General features: G+C 46.6%; 17 protein-coding genes. 13 read left to right on the plus strand and 4 right to left on the minus strand.

The genetic code is table 11. From position 1 onward, the window contains the following. The first annotated feature begins 167 nt into the window (after positions 1 to 167). The 4 genes from IDJ77_RS22900 (at position 168) to IDJ77_RS22915 (ending at position 3,778) form a co-directional block, all read left to right on the plus strand. Positions 168 to 1,142, plus strand: a complete 975-nt coding sequence (locus IDJ77_RS22900; RefSeq protein ID WP_224751204.1) for a hypothetical protein — start codon at positions 168 to 170, stop codon at positions 1,140 to 1,142. Between the two features lie 227 nt (positions 1,143 to 1,369). After that, on the plus strand, positions 1,370 to 1,939 hold the full coding sequence (locus tag IDJ77_RS22905; protein ID WP_191191309.1) for a Crp/Fnr family transcriptional regulator: 570 nt from the start codon (positions 1,370 to 1,372) through the stop codon (positions 1,937 to 1,939). A 52-nt stretch (positions 1,940 to 1,991) separates the two neighbouring features. Then, positions 1,992 to 3,029: an alpha/beta hydrolase family protein gene (locus IDJ77_RS22910; protein ID WP_191191310.1), complete on the plus strand. Its 1,038-nt coding sequence runs from the start codon at positions 1,992 to 1,994 to the stop codon at positions 3,027 to 3,029. A gap of 125 nt (positions 3,030 to 3,154) precedes the next feature. Further along, the gene (locus IDJ77_RS22915; protein ID WP_191191311.1) at positions 3,155 to 3,778 is read left to right on the plus strand and encodes a hypothetical protein; all 624 of its coding nucleotides are present in this window, start codon (positions 3,155 to 3,157) and stop codon (positions 3,776 to 3,778) included. Between the two features lie 59 nt (positions 3,779 to 3,837). Here IDJ77_RS22915 and IDJ77_RS22920 read toward each other — a convergent pair whose 3' ends face one another. Continuing rightward, positions 3,838 to 4,128, minus strand: coding sequence for a hypothetical protein (locus tag IDJ77_RS22920; RefSeq protein ID WP_191191312.1), 291 nt, complete (start codon positions 4,126 to 4,128; stop codon positions 3,838 to 3,840). Positions 4,129 to 4,221: 93 nt separating this feature from the next. Between IDJ77_RS22920 and IDJ77_RS22925 the strand changes: the two genes are divergently transcribed. Beyond that, a complete protein-coding gene (locus IDJ77_RS22925) occupies positions 4,222 to 5,355 on the plus strand; it encodes a tetratricopeptide repeat protein (RefSeq protein ID WP_191191313.1) in 1,134 nt (377 codons plus the stop codon). A gap of 117 nt (positions 5,356 to 5,472) precedes the next feature. Here IDJ77_RS22925 and IDJ77_RS22930 read toward each other — a convergent pair whose 3' ends face one another. Together IDJ77_RS22930 and IDJ77_RS22935 are read right to left on the minus strand one after the other, a co-directional pair. After that, positions 5,473 to 6,057, minus strand: a complete 585-nt coding sequence (locus IDJ77_RS22930; protein WP_191191314.1) for a riboflavin synthase — start codon at positions 6,055 to 6,057, stop codon at positions 5,473 to 5,475. Positions 6,058 to 6,172: 115 nt separating this feature from the next. Beyond that, positions 6,173 to 6,670, minus strand: coding sequence for an SRPBCC family protein (locus IDJ77_RS22935; RefSeq protein WP_191191315.1), 498 nt, complete (start codon positions 6,668 to 6,670; stop codon positions 6,173 to 6,175). Positions 6,671 to 6,745: 75 nt separating this feature from the next. Here IDJ77_RS22935 and IDJ77_RS22940 point away from each other — a divergent pair, with 75 nt between their 5' ends. The 5 genes from IDJ77_RS22940 to IDJ77_RS22960 all read left to right on the plus strand — a co-directional run bounded on the left by IDJ77_RS22940 (position 6,746) and on the right by IDJ77_RS22960 (position 10,244). Then, positions 6,746 to 7,201, plus strand: coding sequence for an NUDIX domain-containing protein (locus IDJ77_RS22940; protein ID WP_191191316.1), 456 nt, complete (start codon positions 6,746 to 6,748; stop codon positions 7,199 to 7,201). 76 nt (positions 7,202 to 7,277) lie between these two features. Next, a complete protein-coding gene (locus IDJ77_RS22945) occupies positions 7,278 to 8,120 on the plus strand; it encodes an SDR family oxidoreductase (RefSeq protein WP_191191317.1) in 843 nt (280 codons plus the stop codon). Between the two features lie 120 nt (positions 8,121 to 8,240). Continuing rightward, entirely contained in the window at positions 8,241 to 8,768 is a 528-nt protein-coding gene (locus IDJ77_RS22950; RefSeq protein ID WP_191191318.1) for a c-type cytochrome, read from the plus strand. Positions 8,769 to 8,986: 218 nt separating this feature from the next. After that, entirely contained in the window at positions 8,987 to 9,922 is a 936-nt protein-coding gene (locus IDJ77_RS22955; protein ID WP_191191319.1) for a Nif3-like dinuclear metal center hexameric protein, read from the plus strand. A 1-nt stretch (position 9,923) separates the two neighbouring features. Continuing rightward, entirely contained in the window at positions 9,924 to 10,244 is a 321-nt protein-coding gene (locus IDJ77_RS22960) for a hypothetical protein (protein ID WP_191191320.1), read from the plus strand. Position 10,245: 1 nt separating this feature from the next. Here IDJ77_RS22960 and IDJ77_RS22965 read toward each other — a convergent pair whose 3' ends face one another. Beyond that, positions 10,246 to 11,460, minus strand: coding sequence for a BaiN/RdsA family NAD(P)/FAD-dependent oxidoreductase (locus IDJ77_RS22965; protein ID WP_191191321.1), 1,215 nt, complete (start codon positions 11,458 to 11,460; stop codon positions 10,246 to 10,248). Here IDJ77_RS22965 and IDJ77_RS22970 point away from each other — a divergent pair. The 3 genes from IDJ77_RS22970 (at position 11,459) to accC (ending at position 14,224) form a co-directional block, all read left to right on the plus strand. Continuing rightward, a complete protein-coding gene (locus IDJ77_RS22970; RefSeq protein ID WP_191191322.1) occupies positions 11,459 to 12,067 on the plus strand; it encodes an NADH-quinone oxidoreductase subunit A in 609 nt (202 codons plus the stop codon). The genes IDJ77_RS22965 and IDJ77_RS22970 overlap by 2 nt on opposite strands. Then, the gene (locus IDJ77_RS22975) at positions 12,057 to 12,533 is read left to right on the plus strand and encodes an NADH-quinone oxidoreductase subunit B (protein WP_191191323.1); all 477 of its coding nucleotides are present in this window, start codon (positions 12,057 to 12,059) and stop codon (positions 12,531 to 12,533) included. Before IDJ77_RS22970 ends, IDJ77_RS22975 begins: the two co-directional genes overlap by 11 nt. A gap of 215 nt (positions 12,534 to 12,748) precedes the next feature. Continuing rightward, positions 12,749 to 14,224 (plus strand): acetyl-CoA carboxylase biotin carboxylase subunit, encoded by a 1,476-nt coding sequence (accC, locus tag IDJ77_RS22980; protein WP_191191324.1) that lies wholly within the window; start codon positions 12,749 to 12,751, stop codon positions 14,222 to 14,224. Positions 14,225 to 14,426 lie beyond the last annotated feature (202 nt).

Here is a 14,426-nt window from a genome sequence, read left to right on the forward strand (position 1 = left end):
AAAGCATGTCGGATATTTAAAACAAAATGCTCGCCGATACGTCATTGCGAGGTACGAAGCAATCTCCCGACATGCAGAGTAATTTGCAATTGGCTTGTCCTGTGTAAAGATTGCTTCGTACCTCGCAATGACGCTCTAATATAAAAGCACACCTTACAAACACGCACTTGAAAAACATCTTCCGCATTCTCCTCATTGCTTTCGTCGCATTCAATTTCACCGCATCCGCTCAAACAACTATTAAGGATACAACCTTAAAACCCACCCTCGATACCGCCAGATACGATTCGCTGATGAAACGGATGGCTAATGGCGATAAACGATGGCCGGTTAAAAACGCTCCTCTTCCGCTCCCGGGTGCTATATTGCCTTTTAAACGCATCGTGGCTTACTACGGTAATATGTATTCCAAAAATATGGGCGCATTGGGGCAGTACGAGCCCACCGAAATGCGCCGCCGGTTAATGGCCGAAGTTAAAGCTTGGGAAGCTGCCGATACCCTTACACCAGTCATTCCAGCCTTACATTATATATGTGTAACCGCCCAGGCGGATGCCGGTCGAAACGGCCTGCACAACTTGCGGATGCCCTTTAGCCAGATAGATAAGGCTATAGAAATGGCCAAACCGATCAACGCGCTGGTGTTTTTAGATATCCAGGTAGGCTTCAGCACCGTACAAACCGAGCTTCCCCTACTGGAAAAATACCTCAAAATGCCCAACGTCCATTTCGGTATCGACCCGGAATTTTCCATGAAGGAAGGCAGCGTACCCGGCAAACGCATCGGCACCTTTGATGCTGCGGATATTAATTTTGTGACTGATTACCTGAGCAAGCTCTGCACAAAATACAACCTGCCGCCAAAGGTGTTTGTGGTGCACCGCTTTACCAAACGCATGGTTACCAATTACCAGGATATCAAACTGCGTAACAACGTACAATTCGTAATGGATATGGATGGCTGGGGCGGCCCCGACCTGAAGAAGGGCACCTACAAATACTTCGTACAAGGCGAACCGGTACAGTTTACCGGTTTTAAATTATTCTATAAGAATGATATAAAGAATGCGCCAAACCGGATGCTTACACCCAAGGAAGTGTTGAGCTTGAAACCTGCGCCGCTTTATATACAATATCAGTAAAAATCGGGTCGAGAGGAGGCACCTACGGAGCCAACCTTCCGTTTTGCATTTTCTATAAACAGGGAGCTCCTACCGGAGCTTTTTTAACCGCTTGTTTTTGACTCCAGCGGAGTCGCCTCTTTATAGATGAGATACATAGAATAATTTGGCTCCGTAGGTGCCTCCTATCGCAACCAAAACCTACGATAACGTATCGCACGGTGGATTTACTATATTGCATGTAAATCATGTACACCCTACTCAAACAATTCCTTGCCAAAAACATGGCTGCCGATGAAGCGGTACTGGATGCCTTTTGCCAAAAATTCCGGCTGAAGAAAACCAAACGGAACGAGATCTTGCTTTCGGCAGGAGATGTGTGCCCCTATATCTATTTCGTCAACTCCGGTTGCTTGCGCATTTATATGATGGATGTAAACGGTAAAGAATCTACCCGCTTTTTGGTAACGGAGGGTAGGTTCGGTACGGCATTCCCAAGCTTTACTTTGCAGGAACCATCTCTGGCCTATATCCAAAGCATCGAACCTACCGAAGCGCTTTATATCAATTCCCACGACTTTAGGGAACTGCTGGATACTATCCCCGGCTGGGAACGGGTGTACCGCATTAATTTAGAGCGCGACTACATCGCATCCATCAAACGGATAGAGAGCCTCATTACCATGGATGCCACCCAGCGCTATAAACAGCTGATGGAAACTACCCCTACCCTTATCCAAAGGTTGCCCAATAAGATCATAGCCGACTATCTCGGCATCTCGCAGGAAACCCTCAGTCGCTTAAAATCGAAGAAGTAATTTATTGACATTTGTCAAATTTCAGCCCGGATCTTATCGCTTGCTTTGCTTTATGAAATTTAAACCGATGTTTAGGAGATTTATAACTATCATAGCCATAGCGCTGCCATTACTCGCAGACGCGCAAAACATAAAAATAGGCCAGCGTACCATTAAGTTTAACGATACCACACGGCAGCGCCCACTGGTTACCGAGATCTGGTATCCCACTGAAGACAATCGCGAGCCTTTTGTTATCCCGCATTATCCATTTGTGCATATCTCCACGGTTAGAGATGCTAAACTACCAGTTGGCAAGCATGCCCTCATCATGATCTCGCACGGTACAGGTGGTGGCCGTATTACTTTGGAATGGCTGGCCGATGCGCTGGTACAAAAAGGATTCATCGTGGCAGCGGTAGACCATTGGGGCAACACCTACGATAATAAGATAGCTATCAACTTTGTAACCCCATGGCAGCGCCCGCAGGATATCAGCTTTGTACTTACAGGTTTATTGAAGAATAAAGACTTCGGCCCGGTAATAGATGCTAACCGCATCGGCGCAGCGGGTTTCTCCATTGGCGGCTATACGGTAATTGCCCTGGCTGGCGGCAAATTGGATTTGAAAGCTTTGGACGCTTTCACCAAAACGCCCGAAGGTATTAAAGAGATCACCCTACCCGAGTTTCCCAACCTGGCCAGTCAAATAGATGATAAAGCGGTAGAGCTGTCATTTAAAAACAGTCCCGATTTAAAGGACAAGCGCATCAAAGCCTTCTTCGCGATGTGCCCGGCTGTTGGTCAAGGGTTTGTGAATAAGAAACAATTGGCAAGGGTGACCGCGCCCATGTATATCGTAGGCTCACAAAGCGACAGCATTGCCCCGGTAAAGACCAACGCCCTTATATTCCATAAGCTGATACCAAAAAGCAAACTGCTTATCATCCCCGGCAAAACGGGCCACTACGTTTTCCTAAACGAGGGCTCAGCAGAAATGAAACCAACCGGCGGTGTATATTTTAATGACGATGCAACTGTGAACCGAAAAGCTATTCACACGCAGGTTGGCGACCTGGCGACGAAATTTTTTAGCGGGGCGTTGAAATAAACAATTGCGATTTGTAAGAAAATTTATATTTTTAGTACAAATCTTAATCACAAATGCGGCGCCTTATACCTCTCCTTCTTCTTCCGATTGTTCTGTTATCTGCTAATAGTTTATCCGCCCAAAATATGGCCGGCGTTAATAGTATGCTTGCAAGGCAAAACATGCAGTTTCAAATGCAGATGCAAATGAACATGAATATGATGCGCGGTTTTTATAACGATTCGCGGGCTAATATTAAATATACCTTTAAAGTAACGCTGAAAGATAGCACCAGCCGGGAAGTAAAATCGATTATCTATCTGGATACGGTACTTCATAAAAATTACCTGGTATTCGAAAATAAGGACCTCCCCAAAAAAGATTCGCTGCGCAAACAAAAAATATATGCAGATCAAACGGCAAATATTTCGCGTAAAGGCTTCGGCGCATCTTATGAGCCTTATACCATGGTTGGTATAGCCAACGATAGTTGTTGGCTGTTTAGAGCAATAAAGGGTAACAGCATCAATGTTTACTCGTTTTTAAGTGAAAGTGAGGACGGCCTATTAGATGAGTCGACCCTGGCAGCTATTCAACAAAACAATGGCCCTATCGTAAAACTAAACGAAGAGAATCTGAAGGCTATGCTTGCCGATGACCCCGATGCCTTAAAGTACATCAAGGATAAAAAATACCTGAAAGCGATAAAAACTTATAACAAAAACTTTGCTAAGCTAAAAAAGGCACAACCGCCGGCAACGGCCAATTAGCAACTGCCTCAAACAGAAAAAGCCCCTAATGGGGCTTTTTCTGTTTACACTATTTTGTGTTACAAATTATCAATGATTTCCTGCTCTTTCAGGGCAGCAATATTGTTTTTATCGCTGTAGGTGTCTGTTTGTTTTGCAAAGTCTTCCAGGATAGATACTATCGTATCCAGGTTATCTGCTACACGCTGGTGCATATCGGGCAGGTCTTTTTCCAGGCGTTTATCGCCAAGCTCTATATTGTCTACTTCTATTTTGGCTAATTTTTGAATGATCGCGGTTTGGCTGTGTTTCAAGTCTTCCAACTCGTGAACTATCTTTTCCATCAATCCAAATTTCTTTAACTTATCCATGGTATTTGTTTTTTAGTATTTAGATAGTCAACATCAGAAACATAAAATTGTTTAACATTTGGAAGTTTGGTTTATAACTAATAACTTAGTTATATGAAATCAATGCTACCTGCCCTGTTTTTAACGTGCTTCTTTTTCAGTGTTTCGGCACAAACCAAAGTGGATGATGCCCTGCTTTTAGATTACTACCAAAGCCAGCGTTTTGCCGATGCTTCTAATTATTTAAAAACGGTGTATACCGAACCAGTTACCGATTTGAAGGCGCTTGCCCAATTGGCCTATACCAGCAATATGGCGGGCCGTCTGCCCGAAGCCGAAGGTTATTATCAGCGCATTTACGATATCGACTCCACACGCTCGGGCGTGCTGTTTAGCCTGGGGAGCATCAACCTGCGCCGGGGCAACTCTGCAAAGGCCGAAGTTTATTATAAAAGGATTGTCGCTAAGGATACTACCAACTTTATAGTATACAAGCAGCTGGCGCAGATCAGCCTGGATAAGGCCGATATCGGCTCGCAAATTGCCTACCTGCAAAGAGCAAACAAAATAAACCCGGCAGACGCGGATGTAGCATCCGACCTGGCTAACCGCTACATCGAGATCAAATTATTGCCGCAGGCCGAAAATGTTTTAGGCAAAGCCACCGCGGCCGACCCGGAAAACATTCTTTTGCTGGAAAGCCTGATGAAATTGAGCTACGCCCAAAAGAAATGGACCGAGACGGTAGATGCCTGCCTTAAGTTGCTGAAGAATGGCAATGAGTCGAGCATCATCCGCACCAAGCTGGGCGTATCGTACTATAACCTCAAAAACTATAACTGCGGTGCAGAAACCTTCGCGGATATCCCTGCCCTGGTGCAAAACGAATACACCTATTATTATGCGGCCATGTGCTACAAAGCGCTTAAAGACCATAAACGGGTCGTCGAATTCTTGGAGAAAGCCATTAAAGACGGCATCTCCACCAGCATAGCATCCTATTACGGGGAAATAGCCGATAGCAACGAAAAGCTGTCTAAATACAAAAAGGCCATACTGGCCTACCAAAAGGGCCTGCAGTTTGAAGAGAGCCCGATGATCTACTACTCGTTGGCCAGTTTGTATGAGGCTAATTTAAAGGACGATAAAACCGCAGCTAAGTATTACAAAAAGTACCTTGCCAGCAACCCACCGGCAACGGAGAAGAATTATATTGCTTACGCGAAGAGTAAGACCAGACACGATTAAGCGATTTTAGGATTGACACGATTTTTAACGTAGAGACGCAATACTTTGCGTCTCCCGCGTGCAAGTCCGGATTTGCATAATCGAGACGCAAAATATTGCGTCTCTACATCAGGACTCTTACCGCTGCATCAGCCTCGCCACATACTTCCCGATAATATCAAACTCCAAATTCACTATGCTGCCTTCGCGCACGTTGTGCAGGTTGGTGTGCTCGTAAGTATAAGGGATAATGGCAACCGAAAAATAATTGAGGCCGGAATTAACCACCGTGAGGCTGATACCATTCACACATATCGAACCTTTCTCCACAGTAACATTGCCGACGGTGGCATCATACTCGAAGGTATATTCCCAACTGCCATCCAGCTCGGTAAATTTGGTGCAGATGGCGGTTTGGTCAACATGGCCCTGCACAATGTGCCCATCCAACCGGGCGTTCATCTGCATGCAGCGCTCCAGGTTTACAGGTTCGCCAACTTTAAGATGGCCAAGACTGGTTTTGTTCAGCGTTTCTTCAATAGCGGTAACGGTATGCGTGGTATCGCTAAGCCCAACCACTGTAAGGCAAACGCCATTATGCGCTACCGACTGATCGATCTTCAGCTCGTTTGTAATGGCCGATTCTACGGTGATATGCAGGTTGCCCTGCTCCTTACGTAAGTTGGTTATCTTGCCTAAAGTTTCTATAATTCCTGTAAACATATGAGTAATGCAGATGCGCTTTGTTGTTTAACCGCAAAGCGCACAAAGATATTCACGGCACGGCACAAAGAAGATATCTGAATGTCAAATTTAGTTGTAACCCGCACCTTGTGGTTTACTTAAAACAACTCACCAGTTCCACCCGCTTATTCCGAAGATCTTTACCGCCTTCCATAACCGATTTTAGGTTAGCCAGGTAAAAGGTCCACCCTATCTGGCATTGCACCAGCAGGTTTTTCTCCGGGTCGCTTTCCTGCGGAATGCCTTCCTGCACCAGGTCGATGATGGTTAAACCGTTGCGGGTGCTAAAAGACACGCTAACCGTAGTGCCGCCGGTGAATGTGAATTTTATAAAGTCGAGGCCGTTGGCCTCCAGTACCTGCCCTTTTTCCACTACGGTATTATCATACCCGTGCCAATGCCATTCGTAAGTATCTTCCTTCAATATCTGCTCATCGCCATCGCGGTGGCGTTGAAGTATCGTGTAAAAATCCGCTTTTCGCAGAAACCACTTTTCCAGTCCGCCGGGTGTTGCCCAGGCAAGGTAAAGGCTGCGCATATCCACATTATAATCGCCGCAAAGCTTAAATTTTTTCCACCTGATGTCTTCCATAACCGGTTTAATTAGCAAGATAAAACTAATGATAATACTTTGTGTTTTATTATTTTGCCCTAAAATCGTTTACAGATGCCAAAACAAAGCGCCGGAATATTAGCCTACCGAAATATTGATAAACAGCTGCAGATATTCCTCGTTCACCCCGGCGGGCCGTTCTGGAAAAACAAGGACCTTGGCGCATGGAGCATACCCAAAGGTGAGTATGAAGAGGAGGAAGATGCGCTGGCTGCCGCCAAACGGGAATTTGAAGAAGAAACCGGGCAAAGCATTTCGGGCGATTTTATGCCCCTCACCCCAATCAAATACAAAAACGGCAAGGTGGTACAGGCCTGGGCGGTATTGGCCGAAATAGATCATACCAATATCAAAAGCAATTATTTTGAAATGGAGTGGCCGCCACGATCTGGCAAAAAGGCAAGCTTTGAAGAAGTGGACCGTGCCGACTGGTTTGACATAGCAACCGCCAAACAAAAAATGGTGCCGGCGCAGGTACCTCTGATAGAAGAATTGGCGGCAATGTTTTAGGGGCAAATACCTTTTGCAAATACCGCTTAAAATATTAGTTTTGATATGCCAAATACCATTACCCAAGTTTTCTAAAATGCCCATTACAACCACCGTTATTACAGGCGCCACATCCGGCATAGGAAAAGAAACCGCGCTCGCCCTCGCGAAAAAAGACCATGCGCTTTATTTACTGGTACGCGATATGGATAAAGGCGAAACGGTAAAGCAGGAACTGATAAGCGCATCAAAAAACAACAATATTTATACCGTATTCTGCGACCTATCGGATATGGAGAGCGTACATAACGCTGCCCAGGTACTTAAAACCAGCCTGTTTAGCATAAATGTACTCATCAATAACGCGGGCGGGGTTTTTAACCAGCACCAGCTTACCAAAGACGGCTTCGAAATGACCTTCGCTGTAAACCACCTGGGGCATTTTTTGCTAACCACTTTACTGCTTCCTCTGCTGGAGCGGGGGCAGGCCCGTGTAATTAACGTAAGCAGCAATGCGCACCGCTTCGGTAAGCCAATGTTTAAAGATCTGCAGTGGGAAAACACCATTTACTCGCCGCTTAAAGCCTATGGTGTGGCCAAACTTTTCAATATATATTTCACACGGTCGCTTGCGATAAAATACGGCCCGAAAGGGATTACTTCTTTTGCGCTGCACCCGGGTATAGTTAATACCAATTTTGGAGAAGGCCTTGGGGGCACAGGCAAAACCCTGTTATGGCTGGCCCGCCCCTTTATGATAACCCCCGAACAAGGTGCGCTAACCAGCATTTACCTGGCAACCGCCAGCCGTATAGATGCAAAAAGCGGTAAATACTTTAAAAACATGAAAGTTACCGCCCCATCGGCCAGGGCAATTGACGAGGTAGGGCGCAATAAATTATGGGATAAAAGCATGGAACTTATACAGCCATTTATTTAAAGGCCCGTTAAATAATGTTTAAACACATTTAAAATGACATTTCTGTAACATTTCTGTTTACATGCCAACATTTACTGTTCTTTTTGTTTAGATTAGTGCTATCAAACCAAGCCCCAACAAATGACAATTAACAAAAAACTATTTGCAACCGCGGCCTTGCTGTCAGTAGTAGCTTTTATGGCTATGTCGCCCGCGCCGAAACAGGAGGAAGAGCATAAATTCCAAAATCTTAAAGTATTACCTAAGAACATTACCGAAAAAAAATTACACGAGGTAATGGATGAGTGGAATGCCTCCTTAGGCGTGCGTTGCAATTTTTGCCATGTGCGTAACGAGGAAGCCAAAAAAATGGATTTCCCGAGTGATGATAAGCCCGAAAAGAATATGGCGCGCCATATGTATAAAATGATGAACGACATCAACAAAAAATATTTTGAGGCTAAAAAAGATAGTCTGGGTATGATGATGAAGACCGGCGTAAATTGCTATAGCTGCCACCGCGGTGTTTCGCACCCCGAAGTAGTTGCCCCGCCATCTCCGCAACGCCGTGGCCCGGGCGGCCCGCCTCCTGGTCCTGGTGGTCCTCCTCCGGGTGCTACGCCTCCTGCAGGCAGCCCGCCGCCACCACCCGCACCTCCTCAGAAATAAGACGATTTGGATAATGCAATGATAGAGCCGCCTTACCGGGCGGCTTTTTTAATGAACACGAATTTCACGAACGGATCGGATTTTTCACAGTTGTTTGTTTTAAAGGTGTTCAAGAGGGTTACACCGTTTCCCGGATTAAAAAGAGAACTCCATTATATTCGGCTTTGCAGAAATTCGCATTTAATTATTGAAATTAGTGTCATCCTCAATCAGCTATTATGAAAAGCATCAGTAAAACCAGTTCCCGCAGAAAATTCATCGCTCAAACGCTAACAACAGTTGGCGGCATCACCATTTTGGGTGCAGGTTCGGCGTTTACGCCGATCAAAAGCTCCCCCTTTAGCGGGCCGGGGGACTCGAGCTTTGCAGGCCTAACCGTTCAACAAATTATCGACCTGATTTTGAAAGAAGGCAAACTCACCCCTTTCGCAGGCACAGTTGATACTTTAAAAAGCGGCAGCGCCAATATTGTGGTTACCGGTATCGTTACCACCATGTTTGCTACTATTGCGGTGATAGAAGAAGCAGCAAGGCTGGGTGCAAATTTCATCATCGCACACGAGCCTACCTTTTATAACCATACCGATAACCCGGATTGGGTGAAGGATAACCATATTGTAAAACAGAAGCAAGCCCTGCTGGCAAAATACAATATCACCGTTTGGCGCTTTCACGATTATATCCACTCCATAAAACCCGACCTGGTAGCTTACGGCACCGCCAAAAAGTTGGGCTGGCTGCAATACTTTAAAACAGGCAGGTACGATGTTACCGTGCCGCCAATGAGTTTGCAGGCTTTAATAACGCATTTAAAAAAATCCTTGGGCATTACACATGTGCGTGTAATTGGCGATCTTAATCAACAGGTATCGCATATTGGCCTTTTACCGGGCGCACCAGGCGGCCAAAGGCAGGTAACTTTTGCCGAAACTGAAAAACCGGATGTAATTGTAGCCGGCGAACTACAGGAATGGGAAACCGCCGAGTACATGCGCGACCAAAAGTTACTTGGCGGTAAAATGGCACTGGTTCTCATCGGCCATAATTTTAGCGAAGACCCGGGTATGTGGTACCTGGTAGAATGGCTGCAGCCCAAACTGCCTGGCATGAAGATAACGCATGTAGCATCGGGCGAGGCTTTTGAGTGGATGTGATATGAATAGATCTAACAAGTTAATCGTAAAGCTTTCCATAATAGCAGGTTTAATAATTGCTGCTGCTTTAATTTATTTTTCTCGCAGAGAATATCAAACTATTCTTTCATACCAATTTAATGGCGTCGTTGATAGTGTATCTTATAACGCGAAAGGACAAGCTTATGTTCACATAAAAGGGATTCAATACTACTTATCTGATAATACTTGGGATTTTGATCACGATAGGATAGCGAAAGGTGATTCTATGATTAAGGGTAAAAATTCTATGGTAGTAAAATTGATCAAAGCAAATGGCCAAACAATTATTGAAGGCGAATAATTCACAAATTCTGCGCTATTACAAAGCCGCTTGCCCAGGCCCATTGGAAATTGTATCCGCCGAGCCAGCCGGTAACATCCACGCATTCTCCGCCGAAGAAGAGGCCCGGCACTTTTTTGCTTTCGAGGGTTTTAGAGGATAGTTCGTTGGTATCTACGCCGCCGGTCATCACCTCGGCTTTATCGTAACCTTTGGTGCCCGCTGGTTTTACCTTGAACTCGTGAATGAGGATGCTGATATCTTCCAGTTCGGTTTTAGTGAGGGAGGCGAGGTTTTTTTCTGCAGGAACATAATCGCTCAGCGCATCTGCAAACTTGCGGGTAAATAAGCCGCTGAGGTAAGCCAGTAGCATTTTCTTGCCACTTTGTTCGCGTTCGGCCAGTATCATTTCAATAATATCTTTTCCAGGTAACAGGTCGATATAGATAGATTCGCCGGGTTTCCAGTAGGAGGAGATCTGCAGGATAGCCGGTCCGCTCAGTCCCCAGTGGGTAAACAGGATGTTCTCTTCGAAGCTTGCCCTGTCGTTCCATACTCTGCAAAACACGCTGTTGCCGCTGAGCTTTTCGTACCAGGGCTGGTCTTTCCCGGTAATGGTAAGCGGCACCAGCGCGGGATTAGTTTCGGTAACCAGCATCCCGAATTTACGTGCTGCGCGCATCCCAAAATCCGTTGCGCCCATTTTGGGGATAGGTAAACCGCCGGATGCAATTACCACTTTTGGTGCAGATAAAGTTTGCAGCTTGCCATTGCGCTCAAGGCTGATAGTAAAGCCTTCAGCGGTTTGTTCCACGGCTGTTACCTCTGCATCGCACCAGATCTCCTGCCCAAGGTCATCGCAAAGCGTGGTAAAAACGTTCACCACATCTTTGGCTTTATCACTTACGGGGAACAGCTGCCCGAGGGTTTTCTCCTTGCCTTCTATGCCGTAAGTTTCAAAAAAAGTAACGGTATCATCCACCGTCCACTGCACCAGGGCCGAACGGCTGAAATGCTCGTTCTGCGAAATAAATTGTTTGTGCGTTGCATACAGGTTGGTATAATTGCAACGCCCGCCCCCGCTGATGAGGATCTTGGCCCCTACCTTGTCGTTCTTCTCCAGTACCAATGTACGCTTGCCTAAAAAACCGGCTTGCACCGCGCACATCAGTCCGCAGGCGCCGCCGCCGATAATTATAGCATCAAAGTGGGTTTGTTTTGTTAAATTTGCTGTCATGGATGATGTTTCGCAAATATCAGAATTTGGAAAGATACTTATCTTTTTAATTACAGGCATTGTAATAATCCTGCTGTTGTTCGGCGTGAACCGCTTGCTGGCACCGCGAAACCCTAATGCTGAGAAACTTAGCACCTACGAATGTGGCGAAGAGCCTACCGGTAATGCCTGGCTGCCCTTCAATTCCCGCTTTTATGTGATCGCGCTGGTGTTCCTTTTATTTGATGTGGAGATGGTTTTTGTATTCCCCTGGGCTACGGTTTTCGGGAACAAGGAGATCATCCAACTCGACCCGCGCTGGGGCTGGGTATCGCTTACCGAAATGTTCATCTTTTTAGGGATACTGATATTGGGCCTCGCCTATGTGTGGGTAAAAGGCGATCTCGACTGGATAAAACCAAACCCTACCGTACCCGATTCAGGCACCAACATCCCGCAGTCGCTGTATGACAAAATAAACCTGCAGCAAAGCGCATTTAAAGTAAAAGAGTTTAGTCTGGAGGCGCCAATAGCTATTGCAAATGTAACCGCTCCCGCTCCAACTCCCGCCACTCCACCAAAGCCCATGTTTAAACCAAGTTTTAAAAAGCCAGCCAATGACGCCTGACCTGACCAACGAAAGCGGCGGAGTAGTAGTCACCAAAATGAACGACCTGCTTAACTGGGCACGTTTGTCATCCCTGTGGCCTTTAAGCTTTGGTATTGCCTGCTGCGCGATAGAAATGATGGGCGCCATGGCCGCTACTTACGATCTCGACCGCTTTGGCGTATTCCCCCGCCCCTCATCCCGCCAGGCGGATGTTATTATTATAGCCGGCACCGTTACCTTTAAAATGGCCGAACGCATCAAACGCCTGTACGAGCAAATGCCCGATCCTAAATATGTTATCTCCATGGGATCGTGCAGTAACTGTGGCGGCCCCTACTGGCAGCACGGTTATCACGTAGTAAAAGGCGTAGACAGGGTGATACCTGTTGATGTTTACGTACAAGGATGCCCCCCCCGCCCCGAAGCGCTTATTGGCGCCATACTGGAACTGCAAAAGAAAATTGAGCAGGAAAGTTTGGTATAAACCTCACTGTCATTTCGAGCGAGCGCAGCGACGAGAAATCTTATGCGACATGCTATAACCGCTATGCTGACGGCAATGTATAGCCGCTCTGCAAAGTTGAAAGGCATTATGTAGAAGATTTCTCCTCACCCCATTTCGCTCCCCGGTGCTTCTGTTCGTCGAAATGACAAGGTTAGTATTTTGCTCTTTCAAATAATCCGCTACATTTGTTACCTATGCAAAAAATACTGGTAGCAAACCGTGGCGAAATTGCCTTGCGTGTAATGCGTTCCGCGCGCGAAATGGGGATAAAAACTGTAGCCGTTTACTCTGCTGCCGACCGCAACGCCCTACACGTGCGTTATGCCGACGAGGCGGTGTTCATCGGCGAAGCACCATCTAACCAAAGTTACCTCGTGGGTGATAAAATTATTGCCGCCTGTAAGCAAACAGGTGCCGAAGGCATCCATCCCGGTTACGGTTTTTTAAGCGAGAATGCCACTTTTGCAAGGCAGGTACGCGAGGCTGGGTTAATCCTCATAGGCCCATCGCCAGAGGCTATGGAAGTAATGGGCAATAAGCTCTCCGCCAAAGCCGCTGCATTAAAATACAACATCCCAATGGTGCCTGGCACCGAAGAAGCCATTACCGATATTGCCGAAGCCAAGCTCCGCGCCGTTGAGGTCGGTTTCCCCATCCTGATCAAAGCTGCAGCCGGTGGTGGCGGCAAGGGCATGCGTATTGTGGATGCTCCCGAAGATTTTGTGGAACAGATGGACCTGGCCGTGTCCGAAGCTACTTCGGCATTCGGCGATGGTTCGGTATTTATAGAGCGCTATGTTTCTTCGCCGAGGCATATCGAGATCCAGGTACTGGGCGATACGCATGGCAATATCGTACACCTCTTTGAGCGGGATTGTTCGGTACAGCGCCGCCATCAAAAGGTGGTGGAGGAAGCGCCGTCATCGGTATTAACGCCCGAGATCCGCGAAGCGATGGGTAAATGCGCCGTAGATGTGGCGCGTTCTGTCAAATATACCGGCGCGGGTACGGTGGAGTTTATTATGGATGAGCAGCTCAACTTCTACTTTTTGGAGATGAACACCCGCCTGCAGGTGGAGCACCCGGTTACAGAACTCATTACGGGCATCGACCTGGTGAAGGAGCAGATCCGCATTGCCCGCGGCGAAGCCATCAGCTTTAAACAAGAGGACCTTAAAATAAACGGCCACGCCATGGAACTGCGTGTATACGCGGAAGACCCCGCCAATAACTTTTTACCGGATATCGGCACACTGCAAACCTACATTACCCCAAAAGGCCCCGGCGTACGTGTAGATGATGGTTTTGAGCAAGGCATGGAGATCCCCATTTATTACGACCCGATGATAGCCAAACTTATCACCTTTGGTAAGGACCGCACCGAAGCCATCGAACGCATGATCCGCGCAATAGACGAGTATATCATCACAGGCATCACCACTACCCTACCCTTTGGCAAGTTTGTAATGCAGCACGAGGCTTTTACCTCGGGGCAGTTTGATACCCATTTTGTAAAGAAATATTTTACACCCGAATCTTTAGATACCGGCACCGAAGAGGAAGCGATGATAGCCGCATTAATAATGGAGCGGTTGTTAGGCACCACAAAAGTTGTATTGGCGGAAAGCACAGGTGCGGATATTTCTAACTGGGTAAAAAACCGATCGTAGAGACGCGATACTTCGCGTCTCGTTTAGGACGGTAATGAACACAATTCGACCAAAAAGAAATCTGTTCCAGCCGTTGTTGGTGTTATCACCATAGCCGTTAACTTAAGGGAATTTGGAAAGTTATTTTCAGAATGTCATTCAGACGGGGCTTCGCCTTTGGGCAAAACCACTTAGATTTTCCCATATTTGTATAGTTTTATTT

The organism is Mucilaginibacter pankratovii (assembly GCF_014773265.1).
Lineage (GTDB): Bacteria > Bacteroidota > Bacteroidia > Sphingobacteriales > Sphingobacteriaceae > Mucilaginibacter > Mucilaginibacter pankratovii.